Genomic DNA, 19,463 nt, shown 5'->3' with positions numbered 1-19,463 from the left:
TCCGTCCGCGTGACCACGGCCCCCGTGAGTGCCGCTGCGCCCCACCGGCATTGTTTCCGGGGCATGACGTCGCAGCAGGTGGGAAAGGACAGGGGCATGAACGACGTGATGGAGAAGTCAGCCACGGTCGGCTACGGGCCCAGCGGCAAGCTGTTGGACGTGCACCGCCCGCACGGCCGCCCCACCGGGACGGTGCTGCTCTGGCACGGTCGCGGCAAGGACGAACGGGACGTCCTCGCGTCGCTCGCCGGGCAGGCCGCCGCGCTGGGGCTGCTGGTGCTGGTGCCCGACTGGCGCTCGGACGAGCCCGACGGCGGCTGGACCCACCTGCACGAGTCCGTGGACTTCCTGCGCGCCCGCGCCGCCGACTGGGGCGGCGATCCCGACCGCGCCGTCCTCGCCGGATGGTCCCTCGGCGCCCGGGCGGCGATGGCCACGGCGCTGCGCCCGGCGCGGGACGGCTGGCGTCCGGCGGCGGTCGTCGGCCTCGCCGGAAACTACCTGACCTCCTCGGACGTCCGGATGGGCCCTGCCGCGATCGACGACATCGCCGTCACCCGGCAGGCGCCGGTGCCGCTGTGGCTGCACCACGGGACGGCCGACGCCGTCGTGGACGTACGCTCCGCGCGGGAGTTCACGCCGTTCGCCCGGGCCTGCGGCTGGCCGGTCAGCTACACCGAATCCCAGGGCGACCACGCCGGGGTCGTCCTGGCCGAGTACGACCCCGGGCTCGGGCGCTGCCGCCCGGCCACCGCCGAGCACGCCGTCCGGGCCGGACGCACGACGGCCGACCTGCTGGCCGAGGCCGCCGCCGGCTGCTGACCGGCGAACAGGCCAGCAGGGCGGTCTCGCGCAGGACGGGCCCCGCGGGGCCCGAACTGGCGTTGCGTCAGGCCAGTGCGGCGGGCGCCTCCGGCGCGAGGTCGACGACCGGGACGCGCGGTGCCGGTATCGGCAACGCGTGCCCCGGCTCCGGCTCCTGGACGAAAGCCGCAGCGGCCGGGGCCGGGACGGCGATCGGCGCGAGCGCCGGGTAGGGGGTGGAGATGAGCGTGTAGTCCCCGCCGAGGACCGGCGAGTCCAGCCCGACCGGCTCCCGCCCGAGCGCCAACTGCACGGCGGCCCAAGGGAAGTTGACCCCGCAGCGGGAGAGCTGGTGCAGCCCGCCGGACGGCCGGGTGTTGATGTCAAGCAGCACCGGAACGCCCCGGTGGTGCCGGAACTGAATGTTCGTCAGATAGCTCAGGCAGAAGCCCTCGGCCAGCTCGGCGGCCGGGGCCAGATAGGCCGGATCCAGGGTGAAGCCCCGGCGGCGGCCCTCCTTGGTGCGGCCGATCGCCCCGCGCAGCCTGCCCTCGGGGTCGACCAGGCAGTCCACCGACACCTCGGGCCCGGCCAGGTGCGGCATCACCAGCCAGTCCACCGGCGGTACGCCCGGGGTGAGTTCGGCGGCCCGGTCGAGCGCTTCCAGCACCTGGTCCAGGCCGACGCTCCAACTGGGCGAACCGGCCAGCCGGGCCAGCGAGAAGGGCTTGCGGGAGAGCATCCGGAAGCCCTCGCCGCCCGCGCCGGTCACCGGCTTCAGGCAGGGCGTGCCGCCGTCCGCCTCGATCTCCTCCACCGCCGCCAGCAGCGCTGCCGAGTCGCGCACCCGCCACCACGGCGGCACCGGCAGGCCGGCCGCCGCCAGCGCCTCGTAGGCGGTGGCCTTGTCGCTGAACAGCTCGATCGCCGAACTGGGCGGGCTGACCACGGTCGTGCCCGCCGCCGCGAACTCCGCGCGCTGTGCGGCCACCGCCTGCTGGTGCAGTCGCGGCAGGAACAGGTCGATCCGGTGCCGGGTGCAGTAGTCCAGCGCGAACTCGACGTAGGCGGCGGGCGAGAGCTGGTCCGGTTCGAGGGAGGAGACGTCCGCTGCGCGCAGGACCGGGGAGTCGGGATCGACGTGGGTGGCATGCACCTCGACGTCGACCTGGTCGGCGTTCTCGCGCAACAGGGCGACGAAGAAGGCGTTCTCGGCGTAGGTACGGTTCAGCCAGATGCGCAGCGGGTCGTTCAACGCGGTGTCTCCAGGACGAAGGCCAGTAGGACAGGGCGGGGCTTCGTGGTGACACTGGCCGACGGCGCCCACCTGTGCGTGGGGCCGTGGCCATGGTCAGGTGCGGCCCGGGTGGTTGCGGGGCTGGAACACCGCTGCGCCTGGGTCGTGGGCGTATCAGATCATGCCGGAGGCCGGTTGCGCGAGTGGCGGGGTACGCCGGGGTCGTCCCGTCATCGCCTGTTAACACATGGCCGGGGCCGTGCGGGCGTTCGGCGCCCCGGCGCGGCGGTCGCGGGGGCGCCCGTACCGGGCCGGAAAGGGTGTGGAACGCGTCAGCCGGTGGGCGTGCCGATCTGCTCGCGCTCCAGGAAGGTGCGCAGCTCGGAGAGGGTCTGTGCGGCGGCCGCCACGGGGGACGTCCGGAGTGCGCCGGTGATCAGCTCGGCCAGCCGCTCGGTGAAGGTCGCCTCCGCCGCGTCGGCCAACTGCACGCCTTCGTCGGTCAGTTCGAGAAGGGACGACCGGCGGTCCGCCGGGTTCGGCGTGCGGGCGACCCAGCCCTGCCGCTCCAGCCGGTCGATGCCCTTGCTGGTGGCCCCGATGCCGATGGCGAACTCGGCCGCCAGATCCGCCACCCGGGCTCCGGGGTGGTCGCGGAGGTGGCGCAGGAACTCGAACTGCGAGGTGACGATCCCGTGCCGCTCGCGCAGGCGGTCGTTGAGGGCGTTGTACAGACGCGTCTCGCATCGGACGAGGTCAGCGAAGAAGCCCGGGAGGTCGTCCGTCTCACCGCTCACTTTGGATGCCATGGCATATAGTCTACGTTAGATGCCACGGCATATAGTGCTGTAGAAGCTACTTCGGCAGGAGTGGACACCATGAGCAAGGAACAGCGCGCGCGGATCGACGCGATGGTGCGGCAGCCCCGGCCCGACGGCCCCCAGTCGGTCGAGGCGATCCGGGCCGGATTCCGGGCGATGATGGCCGAGGTGGCCGTCCCGGACGGCCTGCGCACCACGCCGACGACGCTCGGCGACCGGCCGACGCTGTACGTCGAGCCGGGCGGCCGGACGCGCACCGGCGGGACGATCCTGTACTTCCACGGCGGCGGCTTCGTCTTCGGCTCCCCGGAGACGGCGATGTCGCTGACCGGGAACCTGGTGGCCAGGACCGGGTTCCGGGCGTACTCGCCGGACTACCGGCTCGCCCCCGAGCATCCGTTCCCGGCCGCCGTCGAGGACACGCTGAGCGCCTACCGCGCCCTCCTCGACAGCGGCGAGGACCCCGCGGCCATCGCCTTCGCCGGCGACTCCGCCGGCGGCGGGCTCAGCGTCACCACCTGCCTCGCCGCCCGCGAGGCGGGCCTGCCGATGCCCGCCGCGATCGTGGCCTTCTCGCCCGGCCTGGACGCCACCCGAACGGGTGAGTCCATGGACGCCAAGGCGGGCGTCGATCCGTTCTTCACCCGCGAGAGCCTGGGGCACACCGGGGCCATGTACCTGGCCGGAGCCGACCCGTACCAGCCCATGCTCAGCCCCGCCGTCCTCGCCGACCTGACCGGCTTCCCGCCGATGCTGCTCCAGGCGGGCGGCAACGAGATGCTGCTGGACGACTCCACCCGCCTGGCCGCCCGCGCCCGGGCCGCCGGGGTGGACGTGATCCTCGACGTCACCGCCGACGTGCCCCACGTGTTCCAGGCCTTCGCCGGTGTCCTCGACGAGGCCGACCAGGCACTGGACCGGGCGGCCCTCTTCCTCACGCAGCACGTCCGGGTGCCCGGCGCAGAACCCGTCAGGCGTCCTTGAGGCCGGGGAAGTCCTCCTCCCAGAACTCCCGTTCGCCCCGGGCCGGGGCCGGGGCCGCGGCGGCGGGGGCCGCAAGGGTGTCGGAGCCGGGGAGTTCGGGCCCGGCGTGGTGCAACTCCTGTTCGCGGTCCCGTAGTTCGACGCGGCGGATCTTGCCGGAGATGGTCTTGGGGAGGTCGGAGAATTCCAGGCGGCGGATGCGCTTGTAGGGGGCGAGCCGGGTGCGGGCCCAGGCGAGGATGGAGCGGGCGGTCTCGGCGTCGGGCGCGTGGCCCGGGGCCAGCACGACGTACGCCTTGGGCACGGAGAGCCGCAGCGGATCGGGGGAGGGGACGACCGCGGCCTCGGCCACCGCCGGGTGCTCGATCAGCACGCTCTCCAGCTCGAAGGGCGAAAGCCGGTAGTCGCTGCTCTTGAACACCTCGTCGCCCCGGCCCACGAAGGTGTAGTAGCCGTCGGCGTCGCGGAAGGCCACGTCCCCGGTGTGGTAGCGGTCGCCGGCCATGGACTCGGCCTGGCGCTCGGGGTCGCCCTGGTAGCCGGTCATCAGGCCCAGCGGCGCGCTCGCCAGGGGCAGGCACAACTCGCCCGCGACCCCCTCGTCGGTGATCTCGGCGCCGGTCACCGGGTCCACCAGGACCACGCTGTAGCCGGGCAGCGGGCGGCCCATGGAGCCCGGCTTGACCGGCTGGCCCGGCGTGTTGCCGATCTGCGCGCTGGTCTCGGTCTGCCCGTAGCCGTCCCGCAGGGCCACCCCCCAGGCCCGCTCGATCCGTTGCACCACCTCCGGGTTCAACGGCTCGCCGGCTCCGACGAGTTCGCGCAGCGGCGGCTGCCACCGGGTCAGGTCCTCCAGCAGCAGCATCCGCCACACCGTGGGCGGCGCGCAGAACGAGGTGACCTGGCAGCGGACCAGGGCGTCGAGCAACGGCCCTGCGGAGAACCGGGGCTGATTGACAATCAGGATCTCGGCCCCGGCGTTCCAGGGCGCGAAGAAGTTGCTCCAGGCGTGCTTGGCCCAGCCGGGCGAGGAGACGTTGAGGTGGACGTCCCCCGGGCGCAGCCCGATCCAGTACATGGTGGACAGGTGGCCCACCGGGTACGAGCGGTGGGTGTGCTCCACCAGCTTGGGCCGGCTGGTGGTGCCGGAGGTGAAGTACAGCAGCAGCGGATCCTCGGCCCGGGTGGGCCCGTTCGGCGTGAAGTCAGCACTGAAGCCCGCTGCCTCGGCGTAGTCGAGCCAACCGGGGACGGGTTCGCCGACCGCGATCCGGCTCCAGTCGCCCTCCTGGCCGGCGAAGCCGGGGGTGAGCGGGGACTCGGCGATCACATGCCGCACCCGGCCGCGGTCCAGCCGGTCGGCCAGGTCGTGCGGGGAGAGCAGGGTGCTGGCCGGGATGACCACCGCGCCCAGCTTGATCGCCGCGAGCATCACCTCCCACAGCGCCACCCGGTTGCCGAGCAGCAGCAGCACCCGGTCCCCCCGGGCCACGCCCTGGGCGCGCAGCCACCCGGCCGTGCGGTCGGAGCGCTCCCGCAGCTCGGCGAAGGTCAGCGCGGTCTCGCCGAGCAGCGAGCCGTCCGCGTCCAGGTCGACCACGCGCAGGCCCACCGCGTGGTTGTCCTCGGCCTGCACGTCGCACCAGTCCAGGGCCCAGTTGAAGTACTCGCCCGAAGGGCGCGGGAAGTCCCGGGCTGCCTCCAGGTCGCCGCGGTGCCGCAGGAGGTGGTCGCGGGCGGCGCGGAAGTCGCGGTACGCGGCGGAATCCCGTGGAGCCGTGGTGCTCGGTGCCATGCGTTCGTCCCCTGTCTGTGCCCGGCCGCTCTGTCGGTCCGGCTCGGTCCGGCTCGGTCCGGCGGTGGTCGAGCGGCACGGTAGGCGTGGCTGAGGCCGCGGGCAAGGCTTTCGCGGCCCCTGCCCTGCTTCCTGCACCTACGTTATCCGGCAGACGCCGGCCCAGGCGCTGTGTCGGAACCGTCGCGCAGGCGATGGGGGCGCGGCAGCGGGCACGGAAGCGGCTCGCGGAGGGATTCGTGGGGCCGGTTCGCGGTGGTCCGCCGCTGACGGGGTAGGCGCGGTCACAGGACGATGATCGTCGTGGACGTGAGGAGAGCATCATGGGTACGGACGACAAGGCCGCCAACATGGGCGAGAAGGCCAAGGGCAAGGTCAAGGAGGCCGCCGGCAAGGCGACCGGCAACGAGCGCCTCGAGGCCGAAGGCAAGGGCGACCAGGTCAAGGGCGACGCCAAGCAGGCCGGCGAGAAGATCAAGGACGTCTTCAAGCACTGAGATGCTGCGCCTCGCGGGGCTCCTCCCGGTTCGGGGGGAGCCCCGCAGCGCTGCGCCGGGCGACAGCGCCGTCCGCGTGGTAGGGCTGGAGTACGGCATGACCGGCCGACCGCGCGCCCTCGCCGGAGATCCCTCCGCCGAAACGGGAATGCCCCCGCATGGGCGAAAGGTTGGTAAGTACATCGAGTTAAGTTGCTCGTGAAGATCAACCATGAAGACCATTCGTGAAGATCAAGCCGACTCCGCATCGAGATCGAGGCACCGTGAACCAGCCCACCCCCGAAAAGCCCGCCGAGATCGTGGCCCGGCTGCGCGCAGCCTTCGGCACCGGCCGCACCAAGCCGGTCGAATGGCGTACCGCCCAGCTGCGCCGCCTGCGCGAGATGCTCACCGAGCACGGCGCCGACGTGGCCGCGGCGCTCCATGCCGACCTCGGCAAGAGCTCCACCGAGGCGCACCGCACGGAGATCGACTTCACGGTGCGCGAGATCGACCACACCCTGGAGCACCTGGAAACCTGGCTGCGCCCCGAGCCCGCCCCGGTTCCGGCCCGCCTCGGGGACGACGCGCGGGCCTGGACGCAGTACGATCCGCTGGGCGTCGTCCTGGTGATCGCCCCCTGGAACTACCCGGTGCAGCTGCTGCTGACCCCCATGCTCGGCGCGCTGGCCGCGGGCAACGCGGTGGTCGCCAAGCCGAGCGAGCTGGCCCCGGCCACCTCCGCCGTGCTGGCCCGGCTGCTGCGGCAGTACCTGGACACCGAGGCGGTCGCCGTCGTCGAGGGCGGCGTCCCGGAGACCACGGCGCTGCTCGAGGAGCGCTTCGACCACATCTTCTACACCGGCAACGGCACGGTCGGCCGGGTCGTGATGCGGGCCGCCGCCGAGCACCTCACCCCGGTCACGCTCGAACTGGGCGGCAAGTCCCCGGCGTTCGTCGACCGCGACACCGACCTGGCGGTCGTGGCCGGGCGCCTGGCGTCCGGCAAGTTCCTCAACGCGGGGCAGACCTGCGTCGCCCCCGACTACGTGCTGACCGACCTGGAGACCGCCCGCGCCCTGGAGCCCGCCCTCGCCCGCGCGGTGGAATCCCTCTACGGCTCCGACCCGGCGGCCTCCGGCGAGTACGGGCGGATCATCAACGAGCGGCACTTCGACCGGCTCTCCGGGCTGCTCGACTCCGGACGGGTGGTCATCGGCGGCGACACCGACCGGGCGACCAAGTACATCGCCCCGACCGTCCTCGCCGACGTCGCCCCCGAGTCGCCGGTGATGCAGGAGGAGATCTTCGGACCGATCCTGCCGATCGTCACGGTGCCGGGCCTGGACGAGGCGATCGACTACATCAGCGAGCGGAACAAGCCCCTCGCCTTGTACGTCTTCACCGAGTCCGCCACCACCCGGGACCGGTTCGCCGCCGAGACCTCCTCCGGCGGCCTGGGCTACGGCCTGCCGCTCGCCCACCTCACCGTCTCCGACCTGCCGTTCGGCGGCGTGGGGGAGAGCGGCACGGGCAACTACCACGGCCGCTACTCGATCGAGACCTTCAGCCACCGCAAGGCGGTCCTGGAGAAGCCGCTGAGCGCCTGAGGCGGCGCAGCCGTACGGCGCCCGGCGCAGCCGTACGGCGGCGCGGCCGGGTCAGGCCGGGGGCAGCTCGCTGAGGCCCTCGCCGACCAGCCGCGCCAGCCGGTCCAGTGCGCTGTCCGCGCCCTCGGCGTCCGAGGCGAGCACCACCTCCTCGCCCGCCTCCGCGCCGAGGCCGAGCAGCGCCAGCATCGAGGCGGCGTTCACCGGGGTTCCGCCTGCCTTGGCGATGGTCACCGGGATGCCGACGGCCCCGGCCGCGCGGACGAAGACGGAGGCGGGGCGGGCGTGCAGGCCCTCGGGCCAGCCGATGGTCACGTGGCGCTCGGCCATGGTGGGTGCCTTTCACGAGGAGACACGAGGAGAGGTGCGGGGCGGCGACGTCCGAGAGCGTGGTCCGAACGGGTGAGCGAGGGCGGGTGGGGGTGCGCGGCGCCGGCCCGGACGAACCGGATGTGCCCCCACTGTGCCCGGCCCTCCTCCCTCCCGCACGCGGATTCCCGCAAGGACCCGCACGCGGATCCGGACGCGGACCCGGACGCGGACCCCACGCGGACCCCGCGCCGAAGACGTAGCCTGACGCATGTGTACCCGGCCAGCGACCCACCCGACACGGCGCCCGTCCACTGGGAGGCCGATGTCGTGCTGCGCGACGGCGGCACCGCCCGGGTCCGGCCGATCACCCCCGACGACGCCGACCGGCTGGTCGCCTTCTACGCCGGGGTCTCCGACCAGTCGAAGTACTTCCGCTTCTTCGCGCCCTACCCCACGCTCTCCGCGCGCGACGTCCGGCTGTTCACCCATCATGACTACGTCAACCGGGTCGGCCTGGCCGCCCTGGTCCGGGACGAGTTCATCGCCACCGTCCGCTTCGACCGGATCGACGAGCGCGGACGCCCCTCCGGCAGCGGGACCGACGCCGAGGTCGCCTTCCTGGTCCAGGACGGCCACCAGGGCCGGGGCGTCGCCTCGGTGCTGCTCGAACACATCGCCGCCGTCGCCCGGGAGCGCGGCATCCGCCGCTTCATCGCCGAGGTGCTGCCCGACAACCGCAAGATGGGCAAGGTCTTCACCGACGCCGGATACACCCAGAACCACAGCTTCGCCGACGGCGTGATGCACTTCGAGCTGGATCTGGAGCCCACCGAGAAGTCGCTGGCGGTGATGCGCTCCCGCGAGCACCGCGCCGAGGCGCTCTCCACCAAGCGGCTGCTCGCGCCCCGCTCGGTCGCCGTGGTCGGCGCCGGGCGCGGCGCTGTGGGCGTGGGCCGCAGCGTCCTGCGCAACCTGGGCCGGGCCGGGTTCACCGGCGCGCTGTACGCGGTCAACCGCCGGGCGGCCGGCTCCGACTTCGACGGCGTGCCGGTGTACGCGTCGATCGGCGACATCGCCGAGCCGGTGGACCTGGCCGTGGTGGCCGTCCCGGCCGACGAGGTCCCGGCCGTGGTCGCCGCCTGCGGGGCGCACGGCGTGCAGGGGCTGGTGGTGATCACCGCCGGGTACGCCGAGACCGGGGCGGAGGGCCGCGACCGGCAGCGGGAGCTGGTGCGCCAGGCCCGGGCGGCCGGGATGCGGGTGATCGGGCCCAACGCCTTCGGCCTGATCAACACCGATCCGGCGGCCGCCCTCAACGCCTCGCTGTCGCCCTGGCTGCCCGCCCGCGGCGGCCTGGGCATCTTCAGCCAGTCGGGCGCCATCGGCGCCGCCCTGCTGGAGACCGCCGACCGGCGCGGCCTGGGCATCTCCTCGTTCGTCTCGGCGGGCAACCGCGCCGACGTCTCCGGCAACGACCTGCTGCAGTACTGGGAGGAGGACGAGGCCACCCGGGTGGCCCTGCTCTACCTGGAGTCCTTCGGCAACCCCCGGAAGTTCGCCCGGCTGGCGCGCCGGCTGGCCGCCGCCAAACCCCTGGTGGTGATCAAGGGCGGGGTCCACAGCGGCAGCATCCCCGCAGGCCACGCGGGCGCGCTCACCCGCATCCCGGACACCACCGTGGACACCCTGTTCCAGCGGGCCGGGGTGATCCGGGTGGACACCATCACCGAGCTGTACGACGCCGCCGACCTGCTGGTGCACCAGCCGCAGCCGCGCGGCGACCGGATCGCCGTCGTCGGCAACTCCGACTCCCTGGGCCTGCTCACCCACGACGCGGCGCTCAGCGCCGGGCTGCGCCCGCTGCCGCCGCAGGACCTCACCACCGGGGCCACCCCGGAGGACCTGGCGGCGGGGCTCGCCACCGCCGTCCGGGCCGACGACAACGACGCCGTGGTCGCGGTGGTCATCCCGCCGATCGGCACCGGCGGCTTCCCGCTGTTCCCCGGCTCCGGCCTGCTCACCCCGGGCGGCGCGGACGGCGCGGAGGACACCGCGCCCTTCGCCGACGCGCTGAACGCCGCCGCCGCCCAGGCGACGGCGGCGGGCAAGCCGCTGCTGCTGATCCACCTGGCCCTGCCGGAGCTGGTCGAGAGCCTGCGCGGCAGCGTCCCGGCCTATCCGCGCCCGGAACGCGCCGTGCGCGCGCTGGCCCACGCCGTCCGCTACGCCGCCTGGCGCCGGGACGCCGCCGACGCGGGCACCGTCCCGGAGCTCGAACGCATCGCCGAGGCCCCGGCCCGGCGGCTGGTCGCCGACGCCCTCACCGCGACCGACGCCCGCACCGCGACCGACACCTACACCGCCACCGACGCCCGCCCAGCCGCCCCTGAAGCCGCCCCGGACGCCCTGCCGGACGCCGCCCCGGACGCCGCCGCCCCGCTGCTCCGCTCCACCCGGCTGGACGAGGACGCCACCGCCGCGCTGCTCGGCCACTACGGCATCGACGTGGTCCGCTCCCTGCCCGCGCCGGGCGAGGCGGACGCCGTCCGGGCCGCCGACGAGCTGGGCTACCCGGTGGCCCTCAAGGCCACCAGCCCCAGCCTGCGCCACCGCGCCGACCTGGGCTCGGTCCGGCTCGACCTCACCAACGAGACCGAGCTGCGCCGTGCGCACCAGGAGAGCACCGCGCTGCTCGGCCCGGACGCCCGGCTGGTCGTCCAGCGGATGGCCGCGCGCGGGGTGGACACCAACATTTCGGCGACCGTCGACCCCGCCGTCGGCGCGATCCTCTCCTTCGGGCTCGCCGGGGCCGCCTCCGAGCTGCTCGGCGACGTCGCCCACCGGCTGATCCCGGCCACCGACCGCGAGGTGGCCGGGCTGATCCGGGAGATCAAGGCCGCGCCGCTGCTGTTCGGCTGGCACGGCGCGGAGCCGGTGGACACCGACACGCTGGAGGAGCTGCTGCTGCGGGTCTCCCAGCTGGTCGACGACATCCCCGAGGTCGCCTCGGTGGAGCTCGAACCGGTGGTGGTCGCCCCGCGCGGGCTGTCGGTGCTGGGCGCGGCCGTCCGGCTCGCCCGGCTGCCCGCCCGCACCGACCTCGGCCCGCGCGCCCTGGGCTAGTCCGGGGGCCCGGCCCGGCCGGGGCGCGCCGGGGGAGCGCTCCCGTACCGGCACGGTGGCGCACAGTGTCGTCGGTCCGTGCCAGGATGGAGCCATGGCGAAGACCGGCATGACCACCACCCAGGGGCTGCGCTCCGCGATCGAGCGCAGCGGCTACTATCCGACCCTCGTCATCGAGGCGGTCGAGTCGGCGGTCGGCACCGAGCCCGTCTCCGCCTTCCTGGTGCACCAGGAGACGACCTTCGACGCCAACGAGGTCCGCCGCCATGTCACGGTGCTGGTGCTCACCGGCAGCCGGTTCATCGTCAGCCACACCGACGAGCAGGGCGCGGACGACACCTCGCCGGTGCCGTACACCACCACCTCCACCGAGAGCGTCCGCATCGACCGGATCTCCTCGGTCGTCGTCAGCCGGGTCGTCGCCAACCCCGAGACGTACACCCCGGGCACGCTGCCGCGCGAGGTGGTACTGACCATCGGCTGGGGCGCGGTCTCCCGGATCGACCTGGAGCCCGCCGCCTGCGGCGACCCGAACTGCGAGGCCGACCACGGCTACACCGGCTCGGCCACCGCCGACGACCTGTCGTTGCGGGTCAGCGAGGCCGGGGACGGCCCGGAGACGGTCGCCCAGGCGCTCACCTTCGCCCACGCGCTCTCCGAGGCCACGGTGGCGGCGGGCGCCTGACCGTGCGGGCCCCGCAGCCGCCGGACGCCCGCACGAACGCCCCCGCACGCCCTGGAACGCCCCGCACGCCTCCGCGAACCCTGTGAAGAAGAGCCGATGACCACCCCCGCCACCACGCTCGACCCCGCCTCCGCGCCCGCGCCCGCGTACGGCAGTGCCTCGCTCAGCGACCTGCTGCCCGCCGTCGCCACCGGGCTCGGGGTCGAGGGGCTGCCCGCGACCGGCCTGGTGCTGCCGCCGGCCGACCGGGTCTGCGTCTTCCTGGTGGACGGCCTCGGCTGGGAGCTGCTGCGGGCGCACACCGACGAGGCGCCGTTCCTCGCCTCGCTGCTGGAGTCTTCGCTCGCGGGCACCGGCCGCCCGCTGACCGCCGGGTTCCCGGCCACCACCGCCACCAGCCTGGCCTCCGTCGGCACCGGCCTGCCGCCGGGCGCGCACGGCCTGGCCGGGTACACCGTGCGGATACCGGGCGACCGGCGGCTGATGAACCAGCTGCGCTGGCAGCCGCACGTCACCCCGCGCACCTGGCAGCCCTACCCCACCGTCTTCCAGCTCGCCGACCGCTCCGGCGTGGCCACCTTCCAGGTCTCCTCGCCGAAGTTCCAGTACACGCCGCTGACCGAGGTCGCCCTCTCCGGCGGCCTCTTCCTCGGCCGGCTGTCCGGCGAGGAGCGGATGGACCTGGCGGCGGAGCGGCTGGCCGGGGACGAACGGACGCTGGTCTACACGTACTACAGCGAGCTGGACGCCATGGGCCACCGCCACGGCGTGGACTCCGACGCCTGGCGCGGGCAGCTGATGGCCGTGGACCGGCTCGCCCAGCGCCTCGCCGAGCAGCTGCCGCCGCGCTCCGCCCTCTACATCACCGCCGACCACGGCATGATCGACATCGCCCCCGGCGACCGGGTCGACTTCGACCAGGACGCCGAGCTGCGCGCGGGCGTCGCCCTGCTCGGCGGCGAGGGCCGGGCCCGGCACGTGTACGCCGCCCCCGGCGCCGCCGCCGACGTGCTGGCCGGTTGGACCGCGCTGCTGGGCGACCGGATGTGGATCGCCGGCCGTGACCAGGCCATCGCCGAGGGCTGGTTCGGACCGGTGGTCGACGACCGCGTCTACGAGCGGATCGGCGACGTGGTGGCCGCCGCTCGGGAGGACATGGCGGTGATCGCCTCCCGCCGCGAGCCGGGGGAGTCCGCGATGATCGGTCTGCACGGCTCGATGACCCCGGTGGAACAGCTGGTCCCGCTCCTCGAAGTCCGCCGCTGACCCGCCGCCGGGACGCGTCGGTCCGTCAGAATGTCGCCATGGACACCACGCTGATCACCGCTCTCGACCTCGCCGCCGCGCTCGACGGCGAGCACCCGCCCGCCGTGCTGGACGTCCGCTGGCAGCTCGGCGGCCCGCCCGGGGAGCAGGACTACGCCGAGGGGCACATCCCCGGCGCGCACTTCGTGGACATGAACCGCGATCTGGCCGCCGCGCCCGGCCCGCGCGGCAGGCACCCGCTGCCCGACCCGGAGGTGTTCGGCGCGGCGCTGCGCCGGGCCGGGGTGCGGGCCGACCGCGAGGTCGTGGTCGTGGACGCGGCCACCTCCGCCGCCGCGGCCCGCGCCTGGTGGCTGCTGCGCTGGGCGGGCCACCGCCGGGTGCGGGTGCTGGACGGCGGGGTCGCCGCCTGGGCCGCCGCCGGGCTGCCGCTGGAGCAGGCCGCCCCGCCCGCCGAGCACGGCGACTTCACCCCGGCGCCGGGCGCGCTGCCCACCCTGGACGCGGACGCCGCCGCCGCGTTGGCCCGCACCGGGGTGCTGCTGGACGCCCGCGCGGGCGAGCGCTACCGGGGCGAGACCGAGCCGATCGACGCCCGGGCCGGGCACATCCCGGGCGCGGCCAGTGCGCCGACCACGGACAACCTGCTGCCGGACGGACGCTTCCGGCCGGTCCAGCAGCTGGCCGACCGCTTCGCCGCGCTCGGCGTGAAGCCCGGCACGGAGGTCGGCGTCTACTGCGGCTCCGGCGTGACCGCCGCCCATGAACTGCTCGCCCTGCACCTCGCCGGTGTCGACGGTGCGCTCTACCCGGGCTCCTGGAGCGAGTGGTCGGGGCAGCCGGACCGCCCGGTGGCCACTGGCGCCGAGCGCGGCTGACAGGAACATTGACGCACCGTCAGCAAAGGCCCGCCCGCCGTCGTCGGACGGCGGGCGGGCCCTGGTGATGCGCACAGGGTGAGTGACGGACCGTCACTCCTGTTTCTTGCGGCGGGTCCCGAAGACGATCTCGTCCCAACTCGGCACGGCGGCACGGCGTCCGGGGCGGACGCCGTCGGCCTCGGCCTGCCGGTCGGTGCTGCCGATCAGCCGGTCCCGGTGCGGCGCGGCCGCACGCGGCATCAGGATGTCGGCGTACGCCGAGCCCGCCCCCACGGCAGCCGCCGGGGCCTCCGGCTCGACGGTCTGCTCCTCGCTGGGCGCGGCGGGCTGGGAGGGGACGACGTCCATCAGGCTGGTCAGCGGGTCGCGCTCGACCGAGGTGGCGGTCGGGGCGGCGGCAGCGGCCGCGGCCGGCTCGGCCACCGCCGGTGGCTCGGCCAGCCGCTCCGGCACGGCCCGCTCGGGGCCGCCGCGCTCGGAGCCGAGCCGTTCCGCACCGATCCGCTCCGGGCTCAGCCGGTCCGGGCTCATCCGCTCCGCGCCGAGCCGGTCCGCACCCAGGCGCTCGGCGCCGAGCCGCTCGCCCGGGCCCATCCGGCCGACCGGCGGACGCTCCGGGGCCATCGGGCGCATGCCCATGCCCCGGTCGGCTCCGGGCAGCCGGGCGATCCTCGGCACGAACGGGAAGGTCGGCTCCTCGCCGACCCGCTCCGGGGTCTCGCCGATCAGCGACCGCGCCTCGTCGTCCATCGGCTGCACCAGCCGGCGCGGCGGATCGTACGTCCAACGGGCCTGCTGCTGCTGGCCGTCGGCGCGGAACAGCAGCACGATCTCCCAGGTGTTGTCGTCCCGCCGCCAGGAGTCCCAGACCGGGCTGTCCTTCTCCGCGCCGCGCAGCAGCAGCCGTTCCGCGACGGCGTCGCCGAGCTGCGGTCCGGTGCTCTCGCCCTGGCGGCGCACGGTGGTCTTGCGGGCGCGCTCGGCCATGAAGGCGCGCTCGGCCAGGACCGGGCCCTCGAAGCGGCGGACCCGTTCCACGGAGATTCCGGCGAGCTGGGCGACCTCCTCGGCGCTGGCGCCCGCCCTTATCCGCGCCTGGATGTCCCGGGGGCGGAGGTGGCTCTCGACGTCGATCTGGCCGAGCCTGGGGCGGTCGCCGCGTACGGCGGCACGCAGCCGCTCATCAATCGGAAGGAAGTATTCCGTCGAGTCGGCGGCCTTGAGCACCAGTCGTGAGCCGTCATTGCTGACAGCCACGACACGCAGTTCGGGCACGGTTACCTCCCGGGTGGTGCCTGCCGACGTCACCTGCGTCGCTGCTCCCGTAACGAGTGTGGCCTGCCGACGGGCGACGGGCCACAGCATTGCAGAGTTACCCGGTGTGTCGGCCCTTATCCGCGACCCACCGTTATGGCACGGTTATCTCTTTGCGCACTGCCGGCTCTCGGCACCGCGTGTCCTGCCCCGGTCGCGTGTCGCCTGGCGGCCGCCCCGGGACGAGCACCTCAACCGCGCCCACCCGCTTCGTGGAGTCCGTCAGGAGATCCACCAACAGAGTGGCACGCCGAGGCGGCCCGCGGCCAGGCTCCACGAACGGTACTCCATTTGTGGCATCCAGGTGGGGCGGCTCGCGTCCTCAGTCTGCCCCGAACCGCCGGAATCTCAAGGGTCGCCACTCCGATGGCGGCGGACCGATCGGCGGACAGTGATCATCTTCACATCTACTGGCCGGGTGGAACCAGACATTTCTTCGATTAGTCGTTCTTCGTGCAAGATGGGGAAAGGCGTATATCGAGGGGCATTGATGGAGGATCTGGATCATTCGGACCGGCCGCCGAAGCGGCGGTCCCTGGACCTGAGCGTCACACAGGTGGCCGCGAGTTCGCTGGCGGCCGTGGCCGGCGCGGTGCTCGCCTCCGAACTCGGCGTCTACGGAACGCTGCTGGGTGCGGCCGTGGTCAGCGCCGGTGCCACCACCGGCAGCGCGCTGTTCCAGCACGCCTTCAGACGGACCGGCGAACAGCTGCGCGACCTGGCCTCGACGCCCCCGTCCGCGATCCCGAGCCAGCGTCCGCGCAGCCGCCGCCGACAGTTGAACCTCGAGGAGCTCAAGGGTGAACCGTCCGCCACCGGCCTGACCGCCACCGGCCCGACGCCTACCGGCCCGCCGCCGACCGGCCCGTCCGTGGCAGGCCCGGCCCGGGCCGGTTCCGCCGCCGGTTCGACCGCGCCGTTCGACCCGTTCGACCCCGGCGGCGAGCACACCCGGATGATGGCGGCCGTCGCACCCCCGGCCGGGGACGAGTCGGTCGCCACCTACCGGGGCCGCACCACCTGGAAGCCCCGGAGCCGCAAGAGCTACGCGCTGATGGCCGTTCTGGTGTTCGTCCTGGCCATGGGCACGGTCACGGTGGTGGAGCTGGTCGCGGGCAAGCCGGTGGCCGCCATCGTCAAGGACGAGCCGGGCAGCGGCACCTCCTTCGGCGGCACCGTGCACCGCTCCGGCGGCTCCGGCGGCTCGGGCGGTACCGATCCGGCCACCGGCCCGTCCGGCGCGGCCTCCGCCCCGGCCCACCGGCCGAGCGGATCGGGCGAACCGTCAGCACCGGACGCGGGTGGGGCATCCGGCGGCGCCACCGGCGGGCAGTCGAGCAGCAGCGCCGACCCGACCCCGAGCAGCACGCCCACCCCGACCCCGAGCACCGCGCCGGACACCGGCGACAGCCACCCTGCCCAGCCGGGCGGCTCCGGCGCACCGGGCGACGGAGCGGAGACCCCCTCCGCACCGGCTGCCCCCTGACCGGCGGCCCTGACCGGCGGCCCTGACCGGCGCTCGCAGCGCGCTTCAGGCGCCAAGCACCCGGCGCAGGTAGTCGTTGCCGAAGCGGCGCTCCGGGTCGACCTTGTCCCGCAGCGCGGTGAAGTCGGCGAAGTGCGGGTAGGCGGCGGCCAGGTACTCGGCGTCCCGGGTGTGCAGCTTGCCCCAGTGCGGGCGGCCCTGATGCGCCGTCATGATCTTCTCGACCTCGGTGAAGTAGCCCTGGTCGCGGGTGCCCCGGTAGAGGTGGACGGCGATGTAGGCGGTGTCTCGGCTGCTCGCGGTGGAGAGCCACAGGTCGTCGGCGGGCGCGACCCGCACCTCGACCGGAAAGCTGATCTGCCAGTCGTTGCGTTCCACCAGCGACTTCAGCTCGCGCAGCACGGTGGTCGCGGCCTCGCGCGGCACCGCGTACTCCATCTCGGTGAAGCGCACCCGGCGCGGGCTGGTGAAGACCTTGTAGGAGACGTCGGTGTAGGTCCGCTCCGACCAGGCCCGGCTGGCGATCTTGGCTATCCCGGGGACGACCTTGGGGAAGCGCCGCCCGACCCGGCAGGCGCCCTCCCAGACGGTGTTGGAGAGGAACTCGTCGTCCAGCCAGTGCCGGAACGGCGTCAGCGGGGCCAGCGGGGCCTGGCTGCGGTTGTTGCGCTTGGTGCTGCAGCCCTCGGTGTGCGGGAACCAGTAGAACTCGAAGTGCTCGTTCTCGCTCGTCAGCTCCTCGAAGCGGCCGGTGACCTCGTCGAAGCCCATCGGCTGCTCGTGCGCGGTCAGCTGGAACGCCGGTTCGACGCCGAAGGTGAGCGCGCTGACCACGCCGAGCGCGCCGAGGCCCAGCCGGGCGCCGGCGAACAGCTCCGGGTTCTCGGTCGGCGAGCAGGTGGCGACCGTACCGTCGGCCAGGACGATTTCCAGCGCCCTGACCTGCGCCGCCAGCGAGGCCGAGGAGCGGCCGGTGCCGTGCGTGCCGGTGCCCACCGCCCCGGCGACGGTCTGCACCATGATGTCGCCCATGTTGGTGAGCGCCAGACCGGCGTGCTCGAGCAGCAGGTTCAGCCTCTCCAGCGGCAGCCCGGACTCGACCGTGACGGTGCCGCCGCGGTGGTCGACCTCGCGGATCCCGGTCAGCCGGTCCGGCCGGACCAGGACGCCGTCGGTGGCCGCGATCGCGGTGAACGAGTGGCCGGAACCGACCGCCTTGACCGGCAGCCCGTCCTCGGCCGCCGCGCGTATCGCGGCCGACAGCTCCTCGGTCGAGCCGGGGCTGACGCTGCGGCGCGGGCGGGCGCTCTGGTTGCCCGCCCAGTTGGTCCACACAGGGCTGCCGGTCCCGCTGCTAGCCGGGTTGGTGCTGCCACTGGTCGTCGTCGACATCTGCACGCTCCTGTTCCGGTGCCGACCGCAGTCGGCGTGCCCCGAGGAACGCCGCGGCGGCGGCGAGGACGGCGGCGGCGACCGTGACCCGGAAGCCGGCTGCCGCGCCCTCGCCGTCCACCACCCACCCGCCGGCCGAGGAGCCGAGGGCCACGCCCACGGCCAGGCCGGTGGTGGTCCAGGTCATCCCCTCGGTGAGCTTGGAGGCGGGGACGATCCGTTCCACCAGACCCATGGTGGTGACCATGGTCGGGGAGATGGACAGCCCGGCGACGAACAGTGCCGCCGCCAGGGCCACGAGGTTCTTCACGAATAGGAGGGGCAGCATACTCACCGCCATGCAGATGATCCCCACCAGGAAGCGCCGGGACAAGGGGCCGTGCAGCCGCAGCGCGCCGAAGACTATTCCGGCGACGCAGGAGCCGAGCGCGTAGACCGCCAGCACGATGCTGGACAGCGCCTTGTGGTGCAGGTGGTCGGCGAAGGCGACGGTCACCACGTCCACCGAGCCGAAGACCGCGCCGACCCCGACGAAGGTCAGCACCAGCACCCACAGCCCGGGGGTGCGGATGGCCGAGCCGCTCCCGCTGTGGTGGGCGGTCGGGTGCAGCGGCGGCTCGGTCCGGCGCTGGGCCGCGAACAGGACCACGCCCACCGCCAGGCAGCCCGTCGCCACCAGCGGCCCGGCCTCGGGGAAGACGGCCGTGCACAGCCCCACCGACAGGATCGGGCCGATGATGAAGACGATCTCGTCCATCACCGATTCGAACGCGTAGGCGGTGTGCAGGGTGGGCGAGCCCCGGTAGATCAGCGCCCAGCGGGCCCGGACCAGCGAGCCCATGCTCGGCATGCAGCCCGCCACCGAGGCGGAGGCGAACAGCGTCCAGTCCGGGGCGCCCCAGTGGGCGCAGAGCAGCAGGACGCCCATGGCGGCCACGGTGATCCCGGTGGCCCGCAGGATCACCCGGGCCTGCCCGTGGCGGTCCACCAGCCGGGACACCTGCGGCCCGAGCACCGCCGAGGACAGCGCCAGCGTCGCCGACACCGCCCCGGCCAGGCCGTAGTCGCCGCGCAGGGTGGACAGCATGGTGACGATGCCGATGCCGATCATCGACAGCGGCATGCGGGAGACGAAGCCGGCGGCGGAGAAGGCCAGGCTTCCGGGCGCGTCGAAGATTCGGCGGTAGGTGGACAGCACACGTGCTCCGTAAGGGACGTTGGGAACGTTCACAGCTTACGTGCAGCGGCAACCGATTTCCCCGCCCCGGGGGTCGTAC

At 74.0% G+C, this 19,463-nt stretch carries 16 protein-coding genes; 9 read left to right on the top strand and 7 right to left on the bottom strand.

The annotated features are described in order from the left end of the window. Positions 1-96: 96 nt before the first annotated feature. The gene (locus GXW83_RS26390; RefSeq protein ID WP_225447264.1) at positions 97-822 is read left to right on the top strand and encodes an alpha/beta hydrolase; all 726 of its coding nucleotides are present in this window, start codon (positions 97-99) and stop codon (positions 820-822) included. Between the two features lie 67 nt (positions 823-889). Here GXW83_RS26390 and GXW83_RS26385 read toward each other — a convergent pair whose 3' ends face one another. After that, on the bottom strand, positions 890-2,059 hold the full coding sequence (locus GXW83_RS26385; protein ID WP_182445565.1) for an ATP-grasp domain-containing protein: 1,170 nt from the start codon (positions 2,057-2,059) through the stop codon (positions 890-892). Between the two features lie 314 nt (positions 2,060-2,373). After that, positions 2,374-2,850 carry a MarR family winged helix-turn-helix transcriptional regulator gene (locus GXW83_RS26380; RefSeq protein WP_182445564.1) on the bottom strand — a complete coding sequence of 159 codons (477 nt, stop codon included), beginning with the start codon at positions 2,848-2,850 and terminating at the stop codon, positions 2,374-2,376. 69 nt (positions 2,851-2,919) lie between these two features. Here GXW83_RS26380 and GXW83_RS26375 point away from each other — a divergent pair, with 69 nt between their 5' ends. After that, the gene (locus tag GXW83_RS26375) at positions 2,920-3,846 is read left to right on the top strand and encodes an alpha/beta hydrolase (protein WP_182445563.1); all 927 of its coding nucleotides are present in this window, start codon (positions 2,920-2,922) and stop codon (positions 3,844-3,846) included. Here the strand turns inward: GXW83_RS26375 and GXW83_RS26370 are convergent. After that, positions 3,833-5,641 carry an AMP-binding protein gene (locus GXW83_RS26370; RefSeq protein WP_182445562.1) on the bottom strand — a complete coding sequence of 603 codons (1,809 nt, stop codon included), beginning with the start codon at positions 5,639-5,641 and terminating at the stop codon, positions 3,833-3,835. The genes GXW83_RS26375 and GXW83_RS26370 overlap by 14 nt on opposite strands. Before the next feature lie 323 nt (positions 5,642-5,964). On the opposite strand from GXW83_RS26370, the gene GXW83_RS26365 reads away from it, so the two are divergent. Together GXW83_RS26365 and GXW83_RS26360 are read left to right on the top strand one after the other, a co-directional pair. Next, positions 5,965-6,138 carry a CsbD family protein gene (locus tag GXW83_RS26365; protein ID WP_182445561.1) on the top strand — a complete coding sequence of 58 codons (174 nt, stop codon included), beginning with the start codon at positions 5,965-5,967 and terminating at the stop codon, positions 6,136-6,138. A 230-nt stretch (positions 6,139-6,368) separates the two neighbouring features. Beyond that, positions 6,369-7,727 (top strand): aldehyde dehydrogenase family protein, encoded by a 1,359-nt coding sequence (locus tag GXW83_RS26360; RefSeq protein ID WP_182447572.1) that lies wholly within the window; start codon positions 6,369-6,371, stop codon positions 7,725-7,727. A 51-nt stretch (positions 7,728-7,778) separates the two neighbouring features. Here GXW83_RS26360 and GXW83_RS26355 read toward each other — a convergent pair whose 3' ends face one another. Then, positions 7,779-8,057 (bottom strand): HPr family phosphocarrier protein, encoded by a 279-nt coding sequence (locus GXW83_RS26355; protein ID WP_182445560.1) that lies wholly within the window; start codon positions 8,055-8,057, stop codon positions 7,779-7,781. Positions 8,058-8,309: 252 nt separating this feature from the next. On the opposite strand from GXW83_RS26355, the gene GXW83_RS26350 reads away from it, so the two are divergent. The 4 genes from GXW83_RS26350 (at position 8,310) to GXW83_RS26335 (ending at position 13,991) form a co-directional block, all read left to right on the top strand. Further along, entirely contained in the window at positions 8,310-11,162 is a 2,853-nt protein-coding gene (locus tag GXW83_RS26350; RefSeq protein ID WP_225447263.1) for a GNAT family N-acetyltransferase, read from the top strand. Positions 11,163-11,256: 94 nt separating this feature from the next. Continuing rightward, complete coding sequence (locus GXW83_RS26345) at positions 11,257-11,847, top strand: DUF5998 family protein (protein WP_182445558.1); 591 nt, start codon at positions 11,257-11,259, stop codon at positions 11,845-11,847. 96 nt (positions 11,848-11,943) lie between these two features. Then, positions 11,944-13,113: an alkaline phosphatase family protein gene (locus GXW83_RS26340; protein WP_182445557.1), complete on the top strand. Its 1,170-nt coding sequence runs from the start codon at positions 11,944-11,946 to the stop codon at positions 13,111-13,113. A 38-nt stretch (positions 13,114-13,151) separates the two neighbouring features. After that, positions 13,152-13,991, top strand: coding sequence for a sulfurtransferase (locus GXW83_RS26335; protein WP_182445556.1), 840 nt, complete (start codon positions 13,152-13,154; stop codon positions 13,989-13,991). Positions 13,992-14,084: 93 nt separating this feature from the next. Here the strand turns inward: GXW83_RS26335 and sepH are convergent, their stop codons facing one another. After that, a complete protein-coding gene (gene sepH, locus GXW83_RS26330) occupies positions 14,085-15,302 on the bottom strand; it encodes a septation protein SepH (protein ID WP_182445555.1) in 1,218 nt (405 codons plus the stop codon). A gap of 496 nt (positions 15,303-15,798) precedes the next feature. Here sepH and GXW83_RS34480 point away from each other — a divergent pair, with 496 nt between their 5' ends. Continuing rightward, positions 15,799-16,794 carry a hypothetical protein gene (locus GXW83_RS34480; RefSeq protein ID WP_225447262.1) on the top strand — a complete coding sequence of 332 codons (996 nt, stop codon included), beginning with the start codon at positions 15,799-15,801 and terminating at the stop codon, positions 16,792-16,794. Between the two features lie 45 nt (positions 16,795-16,839). On the opposite strand, the gene GXW83_RS26320 is transcribed toward GXW83_RS34480, so the two are convergent. Together GXW83_RS26320 and GXW83_RS26315 are read right to left on the bottom strand one after the other, a co-directional pair. Next, positions 16,840-18,186 carry a D-arabinono-1,4-lactone oxidase gene (locus GXW83_RS26320; protein ID WP_182445554.1) on the bottom strand — a complete coding sequence of 449 codons (1,347 nt, stop codon included), beginning with the start codon at positions 18,184-18,186 and terminating at the stop codon, positions 16,840-16,842. Further along, a complete protein-coding gene (locus tag GXW83_RS26315; RefSeq protein WP_182445553.1) occupies positions 18,149-19,384 on the bottom strand; it encodes an MFS transporter in 1,236 nt (411 codons plus the stop codon). Before GXW83_RS26315 ends, GXW83_RS26320 begins: the two co-directional genes overlap by 38 nt. Positions 19,385-19,463: the final 79 nt, after the last annotated feature.

This window comes from Streptacidiphilus sp. PB12-B1b, from assembly GCF_014084125.1.
Taxonomy (GTDB): domain Bacteria; phylum Actinomycetota; class Actinomycetes; order Streptomycetales; family Streptomycetaceae; genus Streptacidiphilus.
The sequence above is the reverse complement of the archived record's forward strand: the minus strand, read 5'-3'. Positions and strand labels throughout refer to the sequence as shown.

Coding starts and splice junctions, on each gene's coding strand:
- GXW83_RS26340 (WP_182445557.1), top strand. CDS start 11,944: ATGACCACCCCCGCCACCACGCTCGACCCCGCCTCCGCGCCCGCGCCC.
- GXW83_RS26365 (WP_182445561.1), top strand. CDS start 5,965: ATGGGTACGGACGACAAGGCCGCCAACATGGGCGAGAAGGCCAAGGGC.
- GXW83_RS26380 (WP_182445564.1), bottom strand. CDS start 2,850: ATGGCATCCAAAGTGAGCGGTGAGACGGACGACCTCCCGGGCTTCTTC.
- GXW83_RS26335 (WP_182445556.1), top strand. CDS start 13,152: ATGGACACCACGCTGATCACCGCTCTCGACCTCGCCGCCGCGCTCGAC.
- GXW83_RS26355 (WP_182445560.1), bottom strand. CDS start 8,057: ATGGCCGAGCGCCACGTGACCATCGGCTGGCCCGAGGGCCTGCACGCC.
- GXW83_RS26375 (WP_182445563.1), top strand. CDS start 2,920: ATGAGCAAGGAACAGCGCGCGCGGATCGACGCGATGGTGCGGCAGCCC.
- GXW83_RS26370 (WP_182445562.1), bottom strand. CDS start 5,641: ATGGCACCGAGCACCACGGCTCCACGGGATTCCGCCGCGTACCGCGAC.
- GXW83_RS34480 (WP_225447262.1), top strand. CDS start 15,799: ATGGAGGATCTGGATCATTCGGACCGGCCGCCGAAGCGGCGGTCCCTG.
- GXW83_RS26390 (WP_225447264.1), top strand. CDS start 97: ATGAACGACGTGATGGAGAAGTCAGCCACGGTCGGCTACGGGCCCAGC.
- GXW83_RS26320 (WP_182445554.1), bottom strand. CDS start 18,186: ATGTCGACGACGACCAGTGGCAGCACCAACCCGGCTAGCAGCGGGACC.
- GXW83_RS26345 (WP_182445558.1), top strand. CDS start 11,257: ATGGCGAAGACCGGCATGACCACCACCCAGGGGCTGCGCTCCGCGATC.